Origin of the sequence: Pseudomonas sp. USTB-Z (assembly GCF_019691255.1) — a bacterium.
Lineage (GTDB): Bacteria > Pseudomonadota > Gammaproteobacteria > Pseudomonadales > Pseudomonadaceae > Aquipseudomonas > Aquipseudomonas alloputida.
Genome location: NZ_JAECZP010000012.1, coordinates 123,237 through 140,332, shown reverse-complemented (window position 1 = coordinate 140,332; position 17,096 = coordinate 123,237). Strand labels below are relative to the sequence as shown.

Sequence of the window (17,096 nt, the reverse complement as noted above, 5' to 3'; positions counted from 1 at the left end):
ATTCAGGCTTGGCTCAGTTCGAAAGGCGCGGCAGCAGCAGATCCTTCAGATCGGTCAGCTTGCCATGGAAGAAGTGTCCGCATTCTGCCACTTTCAGCAGCTCATGGGGACGCGACAGGCTGTCGGACCATTCGTAAACCAGCTGCGGCGCGACGACTTCATCGGCGTCCGGCTGCACCACGGTGAGCGGGCAGCGCTGCGGCAGCGGGAATTCGGCGGTCAGGCGCATGACCGCCGGGGCGATCATGAACAGGTGCTGCAACTCGACGCCTGCCGTTTCAAGGCGCCCGGCCAGGCTGGTGGCAACGAAACCACCGAACGAAAAGCCCATCAGCACCAGCGGTAGCCCGGGGTGCCTGGCGCGCAGCCATGCTGCAGCGGCCTCGGCATCGGCCACTTCGCCAGCGCCCATGTCGTGGCTGCCGGCGCTCTGGCCGACGCCACGGTAGTTGAAACGCAGGGTCACATAACCGGCATCACGTGCAGTGCGCTGCAGGGTCGAGACAACCTTGTTGAGCATGGTGCCGCCCTGGACCGGGTTAGGGTGGCAGATCAGCACCGCGCCACGGGCTTGCGCCACGTCCAGGTACAACGCTTCCAGCTGGCCGCTGGGGCCATCGATGAACAAGGGGGTTTCGCGGACAAGCAAGGCACTACTCCGTGACCTCGGGAAGGGTCGATTCGTCTAGGTGTGAAATTCTGTTCTGATTTGCGATCGCTCGCGGTATACAGCGCAGGTCTGAGCCGTTAACGTAAAGCAAAGCCGTTTATAGAGGAAGGACTCGTGGAACTCTCGCTCCTTGTTTGGTTGTTGCCAACCCTGGCCCTGGTCATCGGTGTGGCAGTCGGTTTCATTGTTGCCCGCCTGCTGCCCAATGCGGCCCCGAGCAACACCCAGCGTCAACTGGATGACATCCAGAAGCGCTTCGACAGCTACCAGAACGAAGTGGTCACCCACTTCAACAGCACCGCCATGCTGGTCAAGAAACTGACCCAGAGCTATCAGGACGTACAGGATCACCTGGCTGAAGGCGCCAACAGCCTGGCCCTCGATGACGTCACCCGCCAACGCCTGCTGGCTGCGCTGCACTCCGATGCACCGCAAGGCCCGCGTGACCGCCTGACCCCACCTAAAGACACCGCCGAAGTGCCGCGCGACTATGCGCCGAAAGTGCCTAACTCGCCGGGCATGCTGGATGAGAGCTACGGGCTCAAGCGTTGATCTGCTGAACATGCAAAAGGCCTCGCAAGAGGCCTTTTTTATGGGCTGGATTCACTGGCCCCCTTCGCGGGCACGCCCGCTCCCACAGGTACACCACAGCATTTGAAACCTGTGAAACACCTGTGGGAGCGGGCGGGCCCGCGAAAGGGCCAGTGCAGGCAACCTAACAGCAGGCCTGCAATGCCTGTTCGACATCTGCCAGCAGGTCCTCCACATCCTCCAGCCCCACCGACAGACGCACCAACCCCTCCGATATCCCGTGATGCGCCCGCTCCTGCGGCGTATAGCTGGAATGCGTCATGCTCGCCGGATGCTGCGCCAGCGACTCGGCATCCCCCAGGCTCACCGCCCGGGCAAAGAGCTGCAGCGCATTCATGAAGCGCCGCCCCGCCTCAATGCCACCCTTGAGCTCAAACGCAATCATCCCGCCAGGCAAACGCATCTGTCGCTGGGCCAACGCGTATTGGGCAAAAGACGGTAGCCCCGGGTAATGAATCAATTCCACCTGCGGCTGCCGAGCGAGAAACTCGGCCACCTGCTGGGCATTGGCGCAATGCCGGTCCATGCGCAGGGCCAGGGTCTTGATACCGCGCATCAGCAACGCCGCGTCATGCGGTGACAGCACCGCGCCGGTCATATCCTTCAGCCCTTCCAGGCGGATACGGTCTACCAACGCCTTGCACCCCACCACCAACCCGGCAGTGATATCGCCATGCCCACTGAGGTACTTGGTTGCCGAGTGCACCACCAGGTCCGCCCCCAGCTCCAGTGGCCGCTGCAGGTACGGCGTACAGTAGGTGTTATCGACCACCACATGCACATCATGCCCCCGCACTGCCTCCACAACCGCCGCAATATCCACAAGCTGCATGTTGGGGTTGGCCGGTGTTTCGAAGTAGATCATCCGTGTTTTACTGCTGATCGCCGCTTTCAGGGCCTTGGCATCGTTGAGATCGACATGGCGAACTTTCACCCCGAACTCACCAATACCGTGGTGCAGAAAAGCGAAGGTACAGCCATACAAGGTGCGCCCGACAATCAGCTCATCGCCAGGCCTTAGCAGGGTCCAGAGGGTTGAGGTAATCGCGCCCATCCCCGAGGCCAACGCCAACCCCGCTTCACCGCCCTCCAGCGAAGCCATGCGCTGCTCCAGCAAGGCCAGCGTGGGGTTGGAAATGCGGCTGTAGAAATGCCCAGGCTCCTCCCCGGCGAAGCAGGCAGCACCGTACTCGACAGTGGGAAAGGCATAGGTAGCCGTTTGATACACCGGTGGCACCAGGGCGCCACCATGGGAAAGCGGGTCATAGCCATGATGAATGGCCCGCGTGGAAAAACCGGTGTTGTGGTGGGAGTCGCGCATGGCAACAGCCTCTTGTGGTTTGCTATAAGCTTATGCCACCGAGCTGCCCGATTTTTTCCAAAATAGCCTACGCATACACGTGCTTGCTGGAACAAAAACAATAATCAACGGACCAGGAGGGCAAAAAATGCCTTCAAGCCTCGACCGCACCGACCGCGCCCTGCTCGCCGCCTTGCAGGACAATGCCCGTCTCACCGTTGCCGAACTCGCCGACCAGGTGGCACTGACCACCTCGCCCTGCTGGCGACGGGTCAAGTTACTGGAGGAAAACGGCTACATCACCGGCTACCAGGCCATCCTCTCGCCCAAGTCGCTGGGGTTTGGTGTGACCGCGTTCGTCAGCATCATGATGGACTCGCACACCAAGGACATGGCGCTGGCGTTTGAACAGCGCCTGATGGAAATCCCCGAGATCGTCGCCTGCCACAACATCTCCGGCCGCTATGACTTTCTGCTGGAGATCCTGGCACGGGACCTGGAGTCGTTTGGCGAATTTACCCGGGAAGTGCTGCAGCGGTTGCCGGGGGTGAAGGAGATCTATTCGAGTTTTTCGTACAAAGCGGTGAAGGAAAGACGGGTGATACCGGTGTCGGAGAAACATATCTGAGACGGATCTTTCCGAGCAACACGAAGCTTCCTACTGATTGACAGGCTGCAGCTGACATACCGCAAATTCGATATACGTAAACCTAGCCCATGTAGTGATCAGGAGAACCTACATGGCACGGGACAACACGTATTATCTCGATCACCCAGGATCTCAACATATCCGGATGCCATGACGCGCCGCTGAGAATGATGGCACCGCACCCGGAGTCATTTGGCAAATTTACCCGGCAGTTTTTCATCCAAAGCGGTGGAGGATAAACAGGCTCCAAGACTATTCCTACAAATCACCAGGAACGATCCTACTGGCATACAACCTACCCCTGACATACATAAAGCTGGTCCCAGGGCACACTTTCCCTGCCTTTCACCCAGGGACGACTTCATGGCCAGCCTTCTTCCAGAATTCATCATCCGTAAACTCGCAGGTCAAACATTCCACAGCTTCGACCATTTCTCCCAAGCTTTCTGGCTGGCGATCGCAGAAGATCCGATCTACAGCCAGCAATTCATCCCCGCCCAACTCAACCGCCTCAAGAAAGGCTGGCCCCCTCGCGCGCCATTCCATGAAACGGCAAAGGGACTGCGCTCGTATCAGATATGCCACCTGAACCCGCCCGAGTGGGGTGGGCTGATGTACGACGCTGAAAACCTGCGGATCATGAGCGCTATGCAATACGCGCTTTCTTCGGAGACAACATGGTAATCAGCTTGAAGCAAAGCCTCACCGACTACACCCACGGTGAGTTCCGGTCGATTGTTGGGGCGTTGATTCAGGCGACAGGCTCGCGTGATTGGCAGGACCGATTGCTGGAGCATTTTATCGATGTGGTTGAGCATCCTGATGGCGCCGACCTTATCTATAGCCCCGACAAGGGACGGGGAAGATGCTCCGAGCAGGTCATGGCGCGCATCATGGAATGGAGAGCCTCCAAGGGGCTTGCAGTGTTCAGAATTAAAGATAGCTAGCCGCCCGGGTCTGGATACAGCTCTGAGGCTAGCGAAGAACCTTTGGGAACGGCGGTGCAAGGCACCGGCCTTGCCGGTGTTCGCGGCTAAAGCCTCTCCTACACTGATTGTGAAAACTTTCAGATTGTCAGCAATGCAGTTGCTCTTACAGGCACCGCACAAACCAGGATTACGCGTATAAAAAAACCCGCCGAAGCGGGTTTTTTCTTACAGGCTATCGCTTAGATCGCGCCACGCTGACGCAGCACGTCCAGCACCTGTTTAACGCCTTCGTCCACGCTGGTGGCCTGGGTGTCGATCACAAGATCAGCATCCAGCGGCACATCGAACGGGAAGCTCTCACCCGGGATGTTGTCGCCACCGGCAGCGTACAGGCCTTGCGGGTCACGCTCGCGGCAAACCAGCGGCGAGGCCTGAACGTAAACGGTCACCAGGCGTTCCTTGCCGATCAGCGCCTTGGCCTGTTCGCGGCCTTCGGCATCCGGGGCCACGAACGCAGCCAGGGTGAGCATGCCAGCTTCGTTGAACTGGCGCGCCACATGGGCGGCGCGGCGCCAGTTCTCGGTACGGCCAGCGCGGTCCTGTGGCAGGCCCTTGTTCAGGTCGTGACGCAGGTTCTGGCCATCGAGCACGTACACCGCACGGCCCATGTCGAACAGCTTGCGCTCCACGGCATAGGCCAAGGTGCTCTTGCCAGCACCCGACAGGCCGCTGAACAGCACGGTGGCTGGCTGCTGACCGAAGCGCAGGGCGCGCTCTTCGGTGGACACGTGGGCCTGCTTGCCATGATGGCCGGTGCTGCCGTGTGGCAACACGGGCGGGGCGATGATCATGCCGGCGCCAACGGTGCCGTTGGTCAGGCGGTCGATGACGATGAACGCACCGGTGGTGCGGTTGCTGTCGTAACCGTCGAGGGCGATCGAGGTGTCCAGGGCTACCTTGACGCGGCCGATCTCGTTCAGTTGCAGCGCGCTGGCAGCGCCCTGCTCCAGGGTGTTCACATCGACCTTGTGGGTGATGCTGGCAATCGAACCTGGCACGTAGCTGGTGGCACGCTTGATGTCGTATTTCTTGCCCGGGAGCATCGGCTCCTCGGCCATCCACACCAGCATGGCGTCGAACTGGTCGGTGACCGACGGGACGTTGTCGGCATGTACCAGCAGGTCGCCACGGGAGATGTCGATCTCGTCTTCCATGGTCAGGGTCACGGCCTGGCCTGGGCCAGCGTTTTCCAGTTCACCTTCGTAGGTGACGATGGACTTGACCCGGCTGCTCTTGCCCGACGGCAGCACGACAATCTCGTCACCTTTGTGCACCACGCCACTGGCGATGGTGCCCGCGAAGCCGCGGAAGTTCAGGTTGGGACGGTTGACGTACTGCACCGGGAAACGCAGGTCGGTGAAGTTGCGGTCGGCCGAAACCTCGACGGTTTCGAGGATTTCCATCAGCGTCGGGCCGGCGTACCACGGCGATTGCTCGCTGTGGTTGACCACGTTGTCACCCTTGAGCGCCGACATCGGTACGAAGTGCAGGCTGCTCGGGGTCAGGTTGATGGCTTCGGCGAACTTCAGGTAGTCGGCCTTGATCGACTCGAAGACGCCTTCATCGAAGCCCTTCAGGTCCATCTTGTTGACCGCGACCACGATGTGCTTGATACCCAGCAACGACGCGATGTAGCTGTGGCGGCGGGTCTGGGTCTGCACGCCATAGCGGGCATCGACCAGGATGATCGCCAGGTCGCAGGTGGACGCACCGGTGGCCATGTTGCGGGTGTACTGCTCATGGCCCGGGGTGTCGGCGATGATGAACTTGCGCTTGGCGGTGGAGAAGTAGCGGTAGGCGACATCGATGGTGATGCCCTGCTCGCGCTCGGCCTGCAGGCCATCTACCAGCAGCGCCAGGTCGACTTCTTCGCCGGTGGTGCCGACTTTCTTCGAATCACGGGTGATGGCCTCGAGGTGGTCCTCGTAGATCATCTTGGAGTCGTGCAGCAGGCGCCCGATCAGGGTGCTCTTGCCGTCATCCACGTTGCCGCAGGTGAGGAAACGCAGCAGTTCTTTACGCTCGTGCTGAGCCAGATAAGCGAGGATATCTTCGCTGATCAAATCGGATTGGTGCGACATGGAGTAACCCTGAAAATTAGAAGTAGCCCTGACGTTTTTTGTCTTCCATGGAACCGGCGCCATCGTGGTCGATGACCCGGCCCTGGCGCTCGGAAGTGCGCGTCAGGAGCATTTCCTGAATGATGTCGGTGAGCGTCTCGGCTTCCGACTCGACAGCGCCCGTCAGCGGGTAGCAGCCGAGGGTACGGAAACGCACCTTCTTCTTGACGATGCGGGCTTTCTCTTCCTCAGAGAGGTGCTCGAGGATGCGTTCGTCGTCGATCATGATCAGGGTGCCGTTCTTCTCGATGACTTCACGCTCGGCGGCGAAGTACAGCGGCACGATCGGGATGCCTTCAAGGTAGATGTACTGCCAGATGTCCAGTTCGGTCCAGTTCGACAGCGGGAAGACGCGGATCGACTCGCCCTTGTTGACCTTGCCATTGTACACGTTCCACAGCTCGGGGCGCTGGTTCTTCGGGTCCCAGCGGTGCTTGCTGTCACGGAACGAGTACACACGCTCCTTGGCCCGCGACTTCTCTTCGTCGCGGCGCGCACCACCGAAGGCAGCGTCGAAACCATGCTTGTCCAGCGCCTGCTTCAGGCCCTGGGTCTTCATGATGTCGGTGTGCTTGGAACTGCCATGGGTGAACGGGTTGATGCCTTGCGCCACACCCTCAGGGTTGACGTGGGTGATCAGCTCCAGGCCCATTTCCTCGACCATCTTGTCGCGGAAGCTGTACATCTCCTGGAATTTCCACTGGGTGTCGACGTGCATCACCGGGAACGGCAGCTTGCCCGGGAAAAAGGCCTTGCGCGCCAGGTGCAGCATCACGGCGGAGTCCTTGCCGATCGAGTACAGCATCACCGGGTTGTCGAACTCGGCGGCCACCTCGCGGATGATGTGGATGCTCTCCGCCTCCAGCTGTTTCAAGTGCGTCAGTTTGTCGACCATGGCTACTCACGAAAAACGATCTTATGGACGGCCTGCGGGCCGTGTTCGAGCGAGCCACTTTATCACAGCGGCTGCTTCTATTTAGGAGGCTGGCTAGATCGAAAAAGTCTAACGATATGACTGGGGGTTTGGGCTACCAGGGCCGCCCTCTTCGCGGGTGAACCCGCTCCTACGAGGCCCGCGCGTAGGAGCGGGTTCACCCACGAAGGGGGCGACACCGCTATCAGATAGGATTCGGGCAATCGATGAACAGGTGCTCCACGGCAAACCGTCGTGCCAGGTAATCGCCCAGTGCCTGCACCCCGTAGCGTTCAGTGGCATGGTGCCCGGCCGCAATGAAGCTGACGCCATTCTCGCGCGCACTGTGGTAAGTCTGCTCGGACGCCTCGCCGGTCAGGTACAGGTCGACCCCAGCAGCAATCGCCGTGTCGATATAGCCCTGGCCGCCGCCGGTACACCAGCCCACCCGGCGGATCATTTCATTGCCTTCGACCAGCAACGGCTCACGCCCCAGCACCTGTTGCACCCGGCGGGCAAAATCGCGCGCGGTCATCGGCTCAGCCAACGAACCGACCAGGCCGACCACCTTGGGGTTTTCCGGGTCAAGCGGCCCTTCGACAGTGATCTTCAGTCGCCGCGCCAGCTGCACGTTGTTGCCCACTTCCAGGTGCACGTCCAAGGGCAGGTGAAACGCCAACAGGCTTATATCGTTATTCAGCAAGGTCTTCAGGCGACGCTGGCGAATGCCGGTGATGCACGGGTTCTCGCCCTTCCAGAAATAACCATGGTGCACCAGCACCAGATCGGCCTCGGCCTCGACGGCGGCATCCAGCAATGCCTGGCTGGCGGTAACACCACTGACAATGCGGCTGACCTGCGGCCGGCCTTCGACCTGCAGGCCATTTGGGCAATAATCCTGGATCTTCGCGCTGCCCAGGTAACGCTCGGCTTCCTCGACCAGGGTGTTTAGAGCGACGGCCATGAAAATCTCCTCGAAAACTGCGCTTTTCTCGGGCACAACGCCTGACGAACGCCCGTATAATGCCGGCCATTATGGGCCGTCGCTGTCACTGGGGAAACCGGTGTATGATCGCGCGCGCTCATGCCCCACTGCCAGGCCGCTGGCCCCTGCTCTTTTCAGGATTCGTTCATGTTCAAGGCTTTGCGTTACTTCGGCTGGCCCCTGCTTACCGGCATACTGATCGCCATGCTGATCATCCAGCGTTTTCCGCAATGGGTCGGGCTGCCCAGCCAGGACGTCAACCTGCAGCAAGCGCCACAGACCACGCGGATCATGCAAGGCCCGGTGTCGTACGCCGACGCCGTGACCCTGGCCGCCCCGGCGGTGGCCAACCTGTACACCACCAAGGTGGTGAACAAAAGCGCCCACCCGCTGTTCGAAGACCCGCAGTTCCGCCGCTTCTTCGGCGATAACCTGCCCAAACAGCGCCGCTGGGAATCAAGCCTCGGCTCGGCGGTAATCATGAGCCCAGAGGGCTACCTGCTGACCAACAACCACGTTACCAGCGGCGCCGACCAGATCGTCGTAGCGCTGAAGGATGGCCGCGAAACCCTGGCCCGCGTGATCGGCAGCGACCCGGAAACCGACCTGGCGGTGCTGAAGATCGACTTGAAGAACCTGCCGGCGATCACCATCGGCCGTTCCGACACCATTCACATCGGCGACGTGTCGCTGGCCATCGGCAACCCGTTCGGCGTCGGCCAGACGGTGACCATGGGCATCATCAGCGCCACTGGCCGCAACCAGCTGGGGCTGAACAACTACGAAGACTTCATCCAGACCGACGCGGCGATCAACCCGGGCAACTCCGGTGGCGCGCTGGTGGATGCCAATGGCAACCTGATCGGCATCAATACCGCGATCTTTTCCAAGTCCGGTGGCTCGCAGGGCATCGGCTTCGCCATCCCGGTAAAACTGGCACTGGAGGTGATGAAGTCGATCGTCGAACACGGCCAGGTGATCCGTGGCTGGCTGGGTATCGAAGTACAGCCACTGAGCCAGGAGCTGGCAGAGTCGTTCGGCATGAAGGACCGCCCAGGCATCGTGGTGGCGGGTATCTTCCGCGAAGGGCCAGCGGCCAAGGCCGGGCTGCAACTGGGTGACGTGATCCTGAGCATCAATGGCGAGCCGGCCGGCGACGGGCGCAAGTCGATGAACCAGGTAGCGCGGATCAAGCCTAACGAGAAGATCACCATCGAGGTGATGCGCAACGGTCAGCAGTTGAAGCTGATCGCCGAGGTGGGGCTGCGGCCGCCGCCAGCGCCGGCTGTAACGCAAGAAGAAAAGTAAGGTGAGGCCTTAAGCCGTTCCGCAACCCTGTGGGAGCGGCCTTGCGTCGCGATGGGCCGCCTAGCGGCCCCAAAATTTCAGCTTCGCAGGGCATATGCCCGGGGCCGCTTTGCGGCCCATCGCGACACAAGGCCGCTCCACAGTTGGCCGAGTCTGCAGCCGCTACTGCATCAATGCAGGATCTGGCTGAGGAACAACTTGGTCCGGTCACTGCGCGGCCGGTCGAAGAAGTCATCCGGCGCGGCCTGCTCCACAATCTCGCCCTTGTCCATGAAGATAACCCGGTTCGCCACGGTACGGGCAAAGCCCATTTCGTGGGTCACGCAGAGCATGGTCATGCCATCCTCGGCCAGGCCCACCATGGTATCGAGCACTTCCTTGACCATTTCCGGGTCCAGTGCCGAGGTCGGTTCGTCGAACAGCATGATCTTGGGCTTCATGCACAACGCGCGGGCAATGGCCACACGCTGCTGCTGGCCGCCAGACAACTGACCAGGGTACTTGTGTGCCTGCTCCGGAATCCGCACACGCTCCAGGTAGTGCATGGCAATTTCCTCGGCCTTGCGCCGTGGCATCTTGCGCACCCACATTGGCGCCAGGGTGCAGTTCTCCAGGATGCTCAGGTGCGGGAACAGGTTGAAATGCTGGAACACCATGCCCACCTCGCGGCGAATGGCCTCGATCTGCTTGAGGTCGTTGGTCAGCTCCACGCCATCGACCACGATGCGCCCTTGCTGGTGCTCTTCCAGGCGGTTAAGGCAGCGGATGGTGGTGGACTTGCCCGAGCCGGACGGCCCGCACAGCACGATGCGTTCGCCCTGGCGCACGTTCAGGTTGATGTCCTTGAGCACATGGAACTGGCCGTACCACTTGTTCACACCCTGCATCTGGATGATGCCTTCGGGGCCAGCAGGCTGCTTGATCGCTTCACTCATTTCGAAACTCCTAACGCTTGTGGCCAGTGTCCAGCTTGCGCTCCAGATGCATGGAGTAGCGGGACATACCGAAACAGAAAATCCAGAACACCAGGGCGGCGAACACGTAGCCCTCGGTGGCCATGCCCAACCAGGCGGGGTCTGCGGCTGCTTGCTTGACGCTGTTGAGCAGATCGAACAGGCCGATGATGATCACCAGGCTGGTGTCCTTGAACAGGGCAATGAAGGTGTTGACGATGCCGGGGATCACAAGCTTCAGCGCCTGCGGCAAGATCACCAGCCCCATCGAGCGCCAGTAGCCAAGGCCCATGGCCGCGGCGGCTTCGTACTGGCCCTTGGGGATGGCCTGCAGGCCGCCGCGCACCACCTCGGCGATGTACGCCGATTGGAACAGGATCACACCAATCATCGCCCGCAGCAGCTTGTCGAAGCTCATGCCTTCTGGCAGGAACAACGGCAGCATCACCGACGACATAAACAGCACGGTGATCAGCGGTACGCCCCGCCAGAACTCGATGAAGGTCACGCACACCACTTTCACGGCCGGCATCCTCGAACGCCGGCCCAATGCCAGCAGGATGCCCAGCGGCAAGGCGCCGACGATGCCCACGGTGGCGATCACCAGGGTCAGCATCAACCCGCCCCACTGGCTGGTCGGTACGCTTTCCAGGCCCAGGTACCCCCCGTGCAGCAGGGTATAGGCCAGTACCGGGTACAGCACCAGGAAGCCCAGGCCATAGAAGGCTTTGCGCGGGAAACGCTTGATGAACAACGGCGCGGCGCCGAGCACGGCAAGCCACACGGTCAGGTCCACACGCCAGCGCAGCTCAGTCGGGTAATAGCCGTACATGAACTGGCCAAAGCGCTGCTGCACGAACACCCAGCAGGCGCCTTCCTTGGTGCAATCGGCGCGCGTGGTGCCGACCCAGTTGGCATCGATCAACGCCCACTGCAGCAACGGCGGCACGATCAGCCACACCAGGTAGAGGGCGAACAGGGTCAACAGCGTGTTGAGCCAGCTGGAGAACAGATTGGCACGCATCCATGCGAGCACGCCGACGGTTTTCACCGGTGGCGGCATATCGGGTTTGAAAACATGGGCATTCACGGGCGTATCCTCACCGCTCGATCAGCGCAATGCGCTTGTTGTACCAGTTCATCAGCAGCGAAATGCTGATGCTGATGGCGAGATAGACACTCATGGTGATGGCGATCACCTCGATGGCCTGGCCGGTCTGATTGAGCACGGTGCCGGCGAACAGCGAGACCATCTCCGGGTAGCCGATACCGGCCGCCAGCGAAGAGTTCTTCGCCAGGTTCAGGTATTGGCTGGTCAGCGGCGGAATGATCACCCGCAGTGCCTGGGGAATGATCACCTTACGCAGGGTCGGGCCCTCGCGCAGGCCCAGCGAGAGCGCGGCTTCGGTCTGGCCATGGCTGACCGAACGGATACCGGAGCGCACGATCTCGGCGATGAAGGCTGCCGTATAGATAGTCAGCGCCAGGGTCAGCGCCAGCAACTCGGGGATCAGCACCCAGCCACCGACAAAGTTGAAGCCTTTGAGCTGCGGCACCTCCCAGCTGACCGGGCTGCCGAACAGCAACACGCTCAGCCCTGGGATGGCGATGAACAGCGCCAGGCCCACCCAGAACTTGTGGAATGGCACGCCGGTCTCGTCGAAGCGCTTGTTGGCGAAGCGCACCATCAGCACGATCGCGACAATCGCTACTGCCAGGGCCACCACGAATGGCCAGAAACCGTCGGCCATCGACGCACCCGGCATGTTCAGGCCGCGGTTGCTGATGAAGAACATGTCATCGATGTTGATGCTGCCCCGTGGTCCCGGCAGGGTCAGGAACACGGCGAAGTACCAGAACAGGATCTGCAGCAACGGCGGAATGTTGCGGAAGGTTTCCACATACACGGTTGCCAGTTTGCTGATCATCCAGTTCGGTGACAGGCGCGCTACACCAATGATGAAGCCCAGAATCGTTGCCAGGATGACGCCGATGAAGGTCACCAACAGCGTATTGAGCAGGCCGATGACGAACACCCGCGCATAACTGTCGGATTCCACATAGGGGATCAGGTGCTGGGCGATACCGAAGCCGGCACTGCGGTCGAGGAAGTCGAAGCCCGAGGTAATGCCCCGGTGTTGCAGGTTGGTTTGCGTGTTGTGAAACAGGTACCAGCCCAGGCCGACCACGAAGACGATCGTGAGGATCTGGAACAGCCACGCGCGCACACGCGGATCGTTAAGGGACAAGCCCTTGGGTGCGCCGATTTGATTTTGCATGAAGTGCCCCGGACAGTAGGGATTCGAACAGCCTGCGGCGGCGGGATGCCGCCGCAGGATGCAGCCATCAGCGCACGGGAGGCGCGTACTGGATGCCGCCGTTGTTCCACAGGGCGTTCATGCCACGGTCGATCTTCAAGTCAGTGCTCTGGCCCAGGTTCTTCTCGAACACTTCGCCATAGTTACCCACTTGCTTGACGATCTGCACTACCCAGTCTTTGGGCAGCTTGAGGTCCTTGCCATACTCGCCATCCGCACCCAGCAGTCGGGCGACATCCGGGTTCTTGGTGGCCTTGGCCTCGGCCTCGACGTTCTTGGAAGTGATGCCCGCTTCTTCGGCATTGAGCATGGCGAACAGGGTCCACTTGACGATGCTGAACCACTCCTCGTCGCCTTTACGCACTACCGGGCCCAGTGGCTCCTTGGAGATGGTTTCCGGCAACACCACGTAGTCGGTCGGCGCAGCCAACTTGGAGCGCTGGGCGAACAGCTGCGATTTGTCCGAAGTCAGCACGTCGCAACGGCCAGACTCCAGCGATTTGGCGCTCTCGTCAGATGTGTCGAAGGTAATCGGGGTGTACTTCAGGCCATTGGCACGGAAGAAGTCCGACACGTTCAGCTCGGTGGTGGTGCCGGCCTGGATGCAGATGGTCGCGCCATCGAGCTCTTTGGCGCTGGAAACGCCAAGCTTCTTGTTGACCAGGAAGCCGACGCCGTCATAGTAGGTAACACCCGCGAACACCAGGCCCATGCCGGCATCGCGCGAGCTGGTCCAGGTGGTGTTGCGCGACAGCACGTCGACCTCGCCCGACTGCAGGGCAGTGAAGCGTTCCTTGGCGTTGAGCTGGCTGAACTTGACCTTGGTGGCATCACCGAACACGGCGGCGGCCACGGCGCGGCAGACATCGGCATCGATGCCGACGATCTTGCCCTGCGCATCAGGTACCGAGAAGCCTGGAAGACCGTCGCTCACGCCACACTGGACGAAGCCCTTCTTCTTTACCGCATCGAGGGTGGCGCCGGCCTGGGCAGTGCTCACGGCGCCCAGCGCGGCGGCAGCGGTCAGGACTGCCAGGGTGGTTTTCAACATCTTCATTCACAACCTCCAAATCGCTCTTGTTGTATCGAGCCGGAATTGCACCGCACCCTTTTGAGGCGTATCCGACCCGTATTGGCTTGTTATTGGGTCAATTGGCGCAATGGACTGTTCTGTGACAGCCTTCGCGTGCAGAGGGTGTTACCGTCACGGCCTGCCCTTTGCATCACAGGTTGAGTTGCAAACCGCGTACCAAATTTTCTGGCTGTAGCGTTTAAGCGCTCGTCAAGTAGGAAAAGTTGTATCGTTGCGACATTCTTTTTCCGACAATCATTTCCGGTGCTTTCTTTTCACGCACGCCATAACAAGACCCGCACACTTTCGGAGCAGTCATGACCAACCCGCTGATTCTCGAACCACAGAAAACCGCTGACGCCTGTGTGATCTGGTTGCACGGTCTGGGGGCCGACCGTTACGACTTCCTACCTGTGGCCGAATTCATGCAGGAGCGCTTGCTCAGCACACGCTTCATCATGCCCCAGGCACCGACCCGCCCCGTGACCATCAACGGCGGCTATGCCATGCCCAGCTGGTATGACATCAAGGCCATGACCCCGGCCCGTGCCATCGACGAAGCGCAGCTGGAAGCGTCTGCCGAGCAGGTGGTTGCGCTGATCAAGGCCGAGCAGGCCAAAGGCATCAACCTGTCGCGGATCTTCCTGGCCGGCTTCTCCCAAGGCGGCGCGGTGGTGCTGCACACTGCCTATATAAAGTGGCAGGAAGCACTGGGTGGGGTGATCGCCCTGTCCACCTATGCCCCCACTTTCAATGACCAGCATCAGTTGAGTGCCTGCCAGCAGCGCACACCAGCCCTGTGCCTGCATGGCGTGCATGACTCGGTGGTCATCCCGTCCATGGGCCGTACCGCCTTCGAGTACCTGAACACCTGGGGCGTCGCTGCCCGCTGGTACGAATACCCGATGGAACACGAAGTGGTGGTCGAAGAACTGAACGATATCCACGACTGGCTGAGCAAGCAGCTGCAATAGGCAACCTCGCTTGTAGTTGTGGGCGTATTCCGCTACGCCGCGCCCGGATCTTGCATTACACTGCCCGGCGTACATTCCTTAATCAGTTGATGAGACGACCGTGCTCAAAGCACTCAGAAAAATATTCGGCAAGGGAGAGGCCGCACCACAAGCCGCCGCTCCTGCTGCCAGCGTGACGCCGGAAGCCCGGCCCGCGGCAAAACCGGCCGCACCCCATGCCAACCCCGCCCCCAAGGCTGAGCAACCTGCCGCCGCGACGCCACCTGCCGAACAACCGGCCAAGGACAAACCGCGCCGCGAACGCAAGCCCAAGCCACAGGCCAGCCTGTGGAAGCCCGAGGACTTCGTGGTCGAGCCACAGGAAGGCAAAACCCGCTTCCACGACTTCAAGCTGTCCAACGAGCTGATGCACGCCATCCACGACCTGGGCTTCCCGTACTGCACGCCAATCCAGGCGCAGGTCCTGGGTTACACCCTGCGTGGCCAGGACGCTATCGGCCGGGCCCAGACGGGCACCGGCAAGACGGCCGCCTTCCTGATCTCGATCATTTCCCAGTTGCAGCAGACGCCACCGCCTAAAGAGCGCTACATGGGCGAGCCGCGCGCGCTGATCATCGCCCCCACCCGCGAGCTGGTGGTGCAGATCGCCAAGGACGCCGCTGCCCTGACCAAGTACACCGGCCTGAACGTGATGAGCTTCGTCGGTGGCATGGACTTCGACAAGCAGCTCAAAGCCCTGGAAGCGCGCCACTGCGATATCCTGGTGGCCACCCCGGGCCGCCTGCTGGACTTCAACCAGCGTGGCGAAGTGCACCTGGACATGGTCGAGGTGATGGTGCTTGACGAAGCCGACCGCATGCTCGACATGGGCTTCATCCCCCAGGTCCGCCAAATCATTCGTCAGACACCGCCGAAAAGCGAGCGCCAGACCCTGCTGTTCTCCGCCACCTTCACCGACGATGTGATGAACCTGGCCAAGCAGTGGACCACCAACCCTGCCATCGTCGAGATCGAGCCGGAGAACGTGGCCAGCGAAACGGTGGAGCAGCACGTGTATGCGGTGGCCGGCAGCGACAAGTACAAACTGCTGTACAACCTGGTAACCCAGAACAAGTGGGAACGGGTGATGGTGTTCGCCAACCGCAAGGACGAAGTGCGGCGCATCGAGGAAAAGCTGGTACGCGACGGTATCAATGCCGCCCAGCTGTCGGGCGACGTGCCGCAGCACAAGCGCATCCGAACCCTGGAGAGCTTCCGCGAAGGGCGCATCACCGTGCTGGTGGCCACCGACGTGGCCGGGCGCGGGATCCATATCGATGGCATCAGCCACGTGATCAACTTCACCCTGCCGGAAGACCCTGACGACTACGTGCACCGCATTGGCCGTACCGGCCGTGCCGGCACCAGTGGTGTGTCGATCAGCTTTGCCGGTGAAGATGACTCGTATCAGCTGCCAGCGATCGAAGCGCTGCTGGGGCGCAAGATCAAGTGCGAGATGCCGCCGGATGAACTGCTCAAGCCGGTGCCGCGCAAGCATCACTGACTTCAGCAGGCTACATGCGCCCTGTGGCGGCGGCCTTGTGTCGCGATTGGGCCGCGCAGCGGCCCCGGGATTTCGGCTTTAATGCGGAGATTGTCGGGGGCCGCCACGCGGCCCTTTCGCGACACAGGGTGCCCCCTGTAGGAGCGGGTTTACCCGCGAATACGGTAGTGGCGGCAACGGTGAACGGCGGGTGGAGATTGGCCAGCAGGGCCGGCCCTTTCGCGGGTAAACCCGCTCCTACAGGCGACCGGTGGCGCCTTGATTACCAGCGCCCCGCCGCATCCTGGTCACTCTGCTTCCCCTCCACCCACTTTGGCCCTTCCTGGGTATTCTCCTTCTTCCAGAACGGCGCCCGGGTCTTCAGGTAGTCCATGATGAAGTTGCAGGCATCGAACGCCGCCTGCCGATGGGCACTGGCCACCCCCACGAACACAATCGGTTCGCCCGGTTCCAGCGCACCGATGCGGTGCAGCACCTCCACTTTCAAGAGCGGCCAACGCTGCTCGGCCTCGACCACGATCTTCGCCAAGGCCTTTTCGGTCATGCCCGGATAGTGTTCGAGGAGCATCCCCGCCACTTCGCGGCCATCGTTGAAATCCCGCACATAGCCGACAAAACCGACCACCGCGCCCACGCCCACATTGGCTGCATGCATGGCATTGGTCTCAGCCCCCGGGTCGAACGCGCCTTCCTGCACTCGTACAGCCATGT

At 61.1% G+C, this 17,096-nt stretch carries 17 protein-coding genes; 7 read left to right on the top strand and 10 right to left on the bottom strand.

What is annotated here, in order from left to right; genetic code table 11:
• Window positions 1-13: 13 nt before the first annotated feature.
• Window positions 14-649, bottom strand: a complete 636-nt coding sequence (locus I8746_RS15840) for an alpha/beta hydrolase (protein ID WP_004575116.1) — start codon at window positions 647-649, stop codon at window positions 14-16.
• A 135-nt stretch (window positions 650-784) separates the two neighbouring features.
• On the opposite strand from I8746_RS15840, the gene I8746_RS15835 reads away from it, so the two are divergent.
• A complete protein-coding gene (locus I8746_RS15835; RefSeq protein ID WP_003251807.1) occupies window positions 785-1,222 on the top strand; it encodes a YhcB family protein in 438 nt (145 codons plus the stop codon).
• A 163-nt stretch (window positions 1,223-1,385) separates the two neighbouring features.
• On the opposite strand, the gene I8746_RS15830 is transcribed toward I8746_RS15835, so the two are convergent.
• A complete protein-coding gene (locus I8746_RS15830) occupies window positions 1,386-2,582 on the bottom strand; it encodes a methionine gamma-lyase (protein WP_014859327.1) in 1,197 nt (398 codons plus the stop codon).
• Window positions 2,583-2,709: 127 nt separating this feature from the next.
• Between I8746_RS15830 and I8746_RS15825 the strand changes: the two genes are divergently transcribed.
• The 3 genes from I8746_RS15825 to I8746_RS15815 all read left to right on the top strand — a co-directional run bounded on the left by I8746_RS15825 (window position 2,710) and on the right by I8746_RS15815 (window position 4,157).
• A complete protein-coding gene (locus I8746_RS15825) occupies window positions 2,710-3,189 on the top strand; it encodes an Lrp/AsnC family transcriptional regulator (protein ID WP_003251803.1) in 480 nt (159 codons plus the stop codon).
• A 384-nt stretch (window positions 3,190-3,573) separates the two neighbouring features.
• A complete protein-coding gene (locus I8746_RS15820; protein WP_108190990.1) occupies window positions 3,574-3,894 on the top strand; it encodes an S-type pyocin in 321 nt (106 codons plus the stop codon).
• Window positions 3,888-4,157, top strand: a complete 270-nt coding sequence (locus I8746_RS15815) for a bacteriocin immunity protein (RefSeq protein ID WP_221100820.1) — start codon at window positions 3,888-3,890, stop codon at window positions 4,155-4,157. The genes I8746_RS15820 and I8746_RS15815 overlap by 7 nt, the downstream gene beginning before the upstream one ends.
• A 221-nt stretch (window positions 4,158-4,378) precedes the next feature.
• Here I8746_RS15815 and cysN read toward each other — a convergent pair whose 3' ends face one another.
• The 3 genes from cysN to I8746_RS15800 form a co-directional block, all read right to left on the bottom strand.
• Window positions 4,379-6,280, bottom strand: coding sequence for a sulfate adenylyltransferase subunit CysN (gene cysN / locus I8746_RS15810; protein WP_221100819.1), 1,902 nt, complete (start codon window positions 6,278-6,280; stop codon window positions 4,379-4,381).
• 16 nt (window positions 6,281-6,296) lie between these two features.
• On the bottom strand, window positions 6,297-7,214 hold the full coding sequence (cysD, locus tag I8746_RS15805) for a sulfate adenylyltransferase subunit CysD (RefSeq protein WP_003251799.1): 918 nt from the start codon (window positions 7,212-7,214) through the stop codon (window positions 6,297-6,299).
• 223 nt (window positions 7,215-7,437) lie between these two features.
• Window positions 7,438-8,196 carry a Nif3-like dinuclear metal center hexameric protein gene (locus I8746_RS15800; RefSeq protein WP_012053662.1) on the bottom strand — a complete coding sequence of 253 codons (759 nt, stop codon included), beginning with the start codon at window positions 8,194-8,196 and terminating at the stop codon, window positions 7,438-7,440.
• A 168-nt stretch (window positions 8,197-8,364) separates the two neighbouring features.
• On the opposite strand from I8746_RS15800, the gene algW reads away from it, so the two are divergent.
• Window positions 8,365-9,525, top strand: a complete 1,161-nt coding sequence (gene algW / locus I8746_RS15795) for a Do family serine endopeptidase AlgW (RefSeq protein WP_003251794.1) — start codon at window positions 8,365-8,367, stop codon at window positions 9,523-9,525.
• A 170-nt stretch (window positions 9,526-9,695) separates the two neighbouring features.
• Here algW and I8746_RS15790 read toward each other — a convergent pair whose 3' ends face one another.
• From I8746_RS15790 to I8746_RS15775, 4 genes are all read right to left on the bottom strand, one after another.
• A complete protein-coding gene (locus I8746_RS15790) occupies window positions 9,696-10,460 on the bottom strand; it encodes an amino acid ABC transporter ATP-binding protein (protein ID WP_003251792.1) in 765 nt (254 codons plus the stop codon).
• A gap of 10 nt (window positions 10,461-10,470) precedes the next feature.
• Window positions 10,471-11,568 (bottom strand): amino acid ABC transporter permease, encoded by a 1,098-nt coding sequence (locus I8746_RS15785; protein WP_014754392.1) that lies wholly within the window; start codon window positions 11,566-11,568, stop codon window positions 10,471-10,473.
• Between the two features lie 10 nt (window positions 11,569-11,578).
• Complete coding sequence (locus I8746_RS15780) at window positions 11,579-12,757, bottom strand: amino acid ABC transporter permease (protein ID WP_221100818.1); 1,179 nt, start codon at window positions 12,755-12,757, stop codon at window positions 11,579-11,581.
• A 67-nt stretch (window positions 12,758-12,824) separates the two neighbouring features.
• Complete coding sequence (locus I8746_RS15775; protein ID WP_003251785.1) at window positions 12,825-13,853, bottom strand: amino acid ABC transporter substrate-binding protein; 1,029 nt, start codon at window positions 13,851-13,853, stop codon at window positions 12,825-12,827.
• A 332-nt stretch (window positions 13,854-14,185) separates the two neighbouring features.
• On the opposite strand from I8746_RS15775, the gene I8746_RS15770 reads away from it, so the two are divergent.
• Window positions 14,186-14,842: an alpha/beta hydrolase gene (locus I8746_RS15770; protein WP_014754396.1), complete on the top strand. Its 657-nt coding sequence runs from the start codon at window positions 14,186-14,188 to the stop codon at window positions 14,840-14,842.
• A gap of 100 nt (window positions 14,843-14,942) precedes the next feature.
• Complete coding sequence (rhlB, locus tag I8746_RS15765; RefSeq protein WP_003251780.1) at window positions 14,943-16,385, top strand: ATP-dependent RNA helicase RhlB; 1,443 nt, start codon at window positions 14,943-14,945, stop codon at window positions 16,383-16,385.
• A 262-nt stretch (window positions 16,386-16,647) separates the two neighbouring features.
• Here rhlB and moaE read toward each other — a convergent pair whose 3' ends face one another.
• Window positions 16,648-17,094 (bottom strand): molybdopterin synthase catalytic subunit MoaE, encoded by a 447-nt coding sequence (gene moaE, locus I8746_RS15760; protein WP_221100817.1) that lies wholly within the window; start codon window positions 17,092-17,094, stop codon window positions 16,648-16,650.
• Window positions 17,095-17,096: the final 2 nt, after the last annotated feature.

Excerpts from the sequence above, each read along its gene's own strand:
- I8746_RS15830 (WP_014859327.1), bottom strand. The coding sequence starts at position 2,582 with ATGCGCGACTCCCACCACAACACCGGTTTTTCCACGCGGGCCATTCAT.
- I8746_RS15825 (WP_003251803.1), top strand. The coding sequence starts at position 2,710 with ATGCCTTCAAGCCTCGACCGCACCGACCGCGCCCTGCTCGCCGCCTTG.
- I8746_RS15820 (WP_108190990.1), top strand. The coding sequence starts at position 3,574 with ATGGCCAGCCTTCTTCCAGAATTCATCATCCGTAAACTCGCAGGTCAA.
- I8746_RS15815 (WP_221100820.1), top strand. The coding sequence starts at position 3,888 with ATGGTAATCAGCTTGAAGCAAAGCCTCACCGACTACACCCACGGTGAG.
- cysN (WP_221100819.1), bottom strand. The coding sequence starts at position 6,280 with ATGTCGCACCAATCCGATTTGATCAGCGAAGATATCCTCGCTTATCTG.
- cysD (WP_003251799.1), bottom strand. The coding sequence starts at position 7,214 with ATGGTCGACAAACTGACGCACTTGAAACAGCTGGAGGCGGAGAGCATC.
- I8746_RS15800 (WP_012053662.1), bottom strand. The coding sequence starts at position 8,196 with ATGGCCGTCGCTCTAAACACCCTGGTCGAGGAAGCCGAGCGTTACCTG.
- algW (WP_003251794.1), top strand. The coding sequence starts at position 8,365 with ATGTTCAAGGCTTTGCGTTACTTCGGCTGGCCCCTGCTTACCGGCATA.
- I8746_RS15790 (WP_003251792.1), bottom strand. The coding sequence starts at position 10,460 with ATGAGTGAAGCGATCAAGCAGCCTGCTGGCCCCGAAGGCATCATCCAG.
- I8746_RS15780 (WP_221100818.1), bottom strand. The coding sequence starts at position 12,757 with ATGCAAAATCAAATCGGCGCACCCAAGGGCTTGTCCCTTAACGATCCG.
- I8746_RS15775 (WP_003251785.1), bottom strand. The coding sequence starts at position 13,853 with ATGAAGATGTTGAAAACCACCCTGGCAGTCCTGACCGCTGCCGCCGCG.
- I8746_RS15770 (WP_014754396.1), top strand. The coding sequence starts at position 14,186 with ATGACCAACCCGCTGATTCTCGAACCACAGAAAACCGCTGACGCCTGT.
- moaE (WP_221100817.1), bottom strand. The coding sequence starts at position 17,094 with ATGGCTGTACGAGTGCAGGAAGGCGCGTTCGACCCGGGGGCTGAGACC.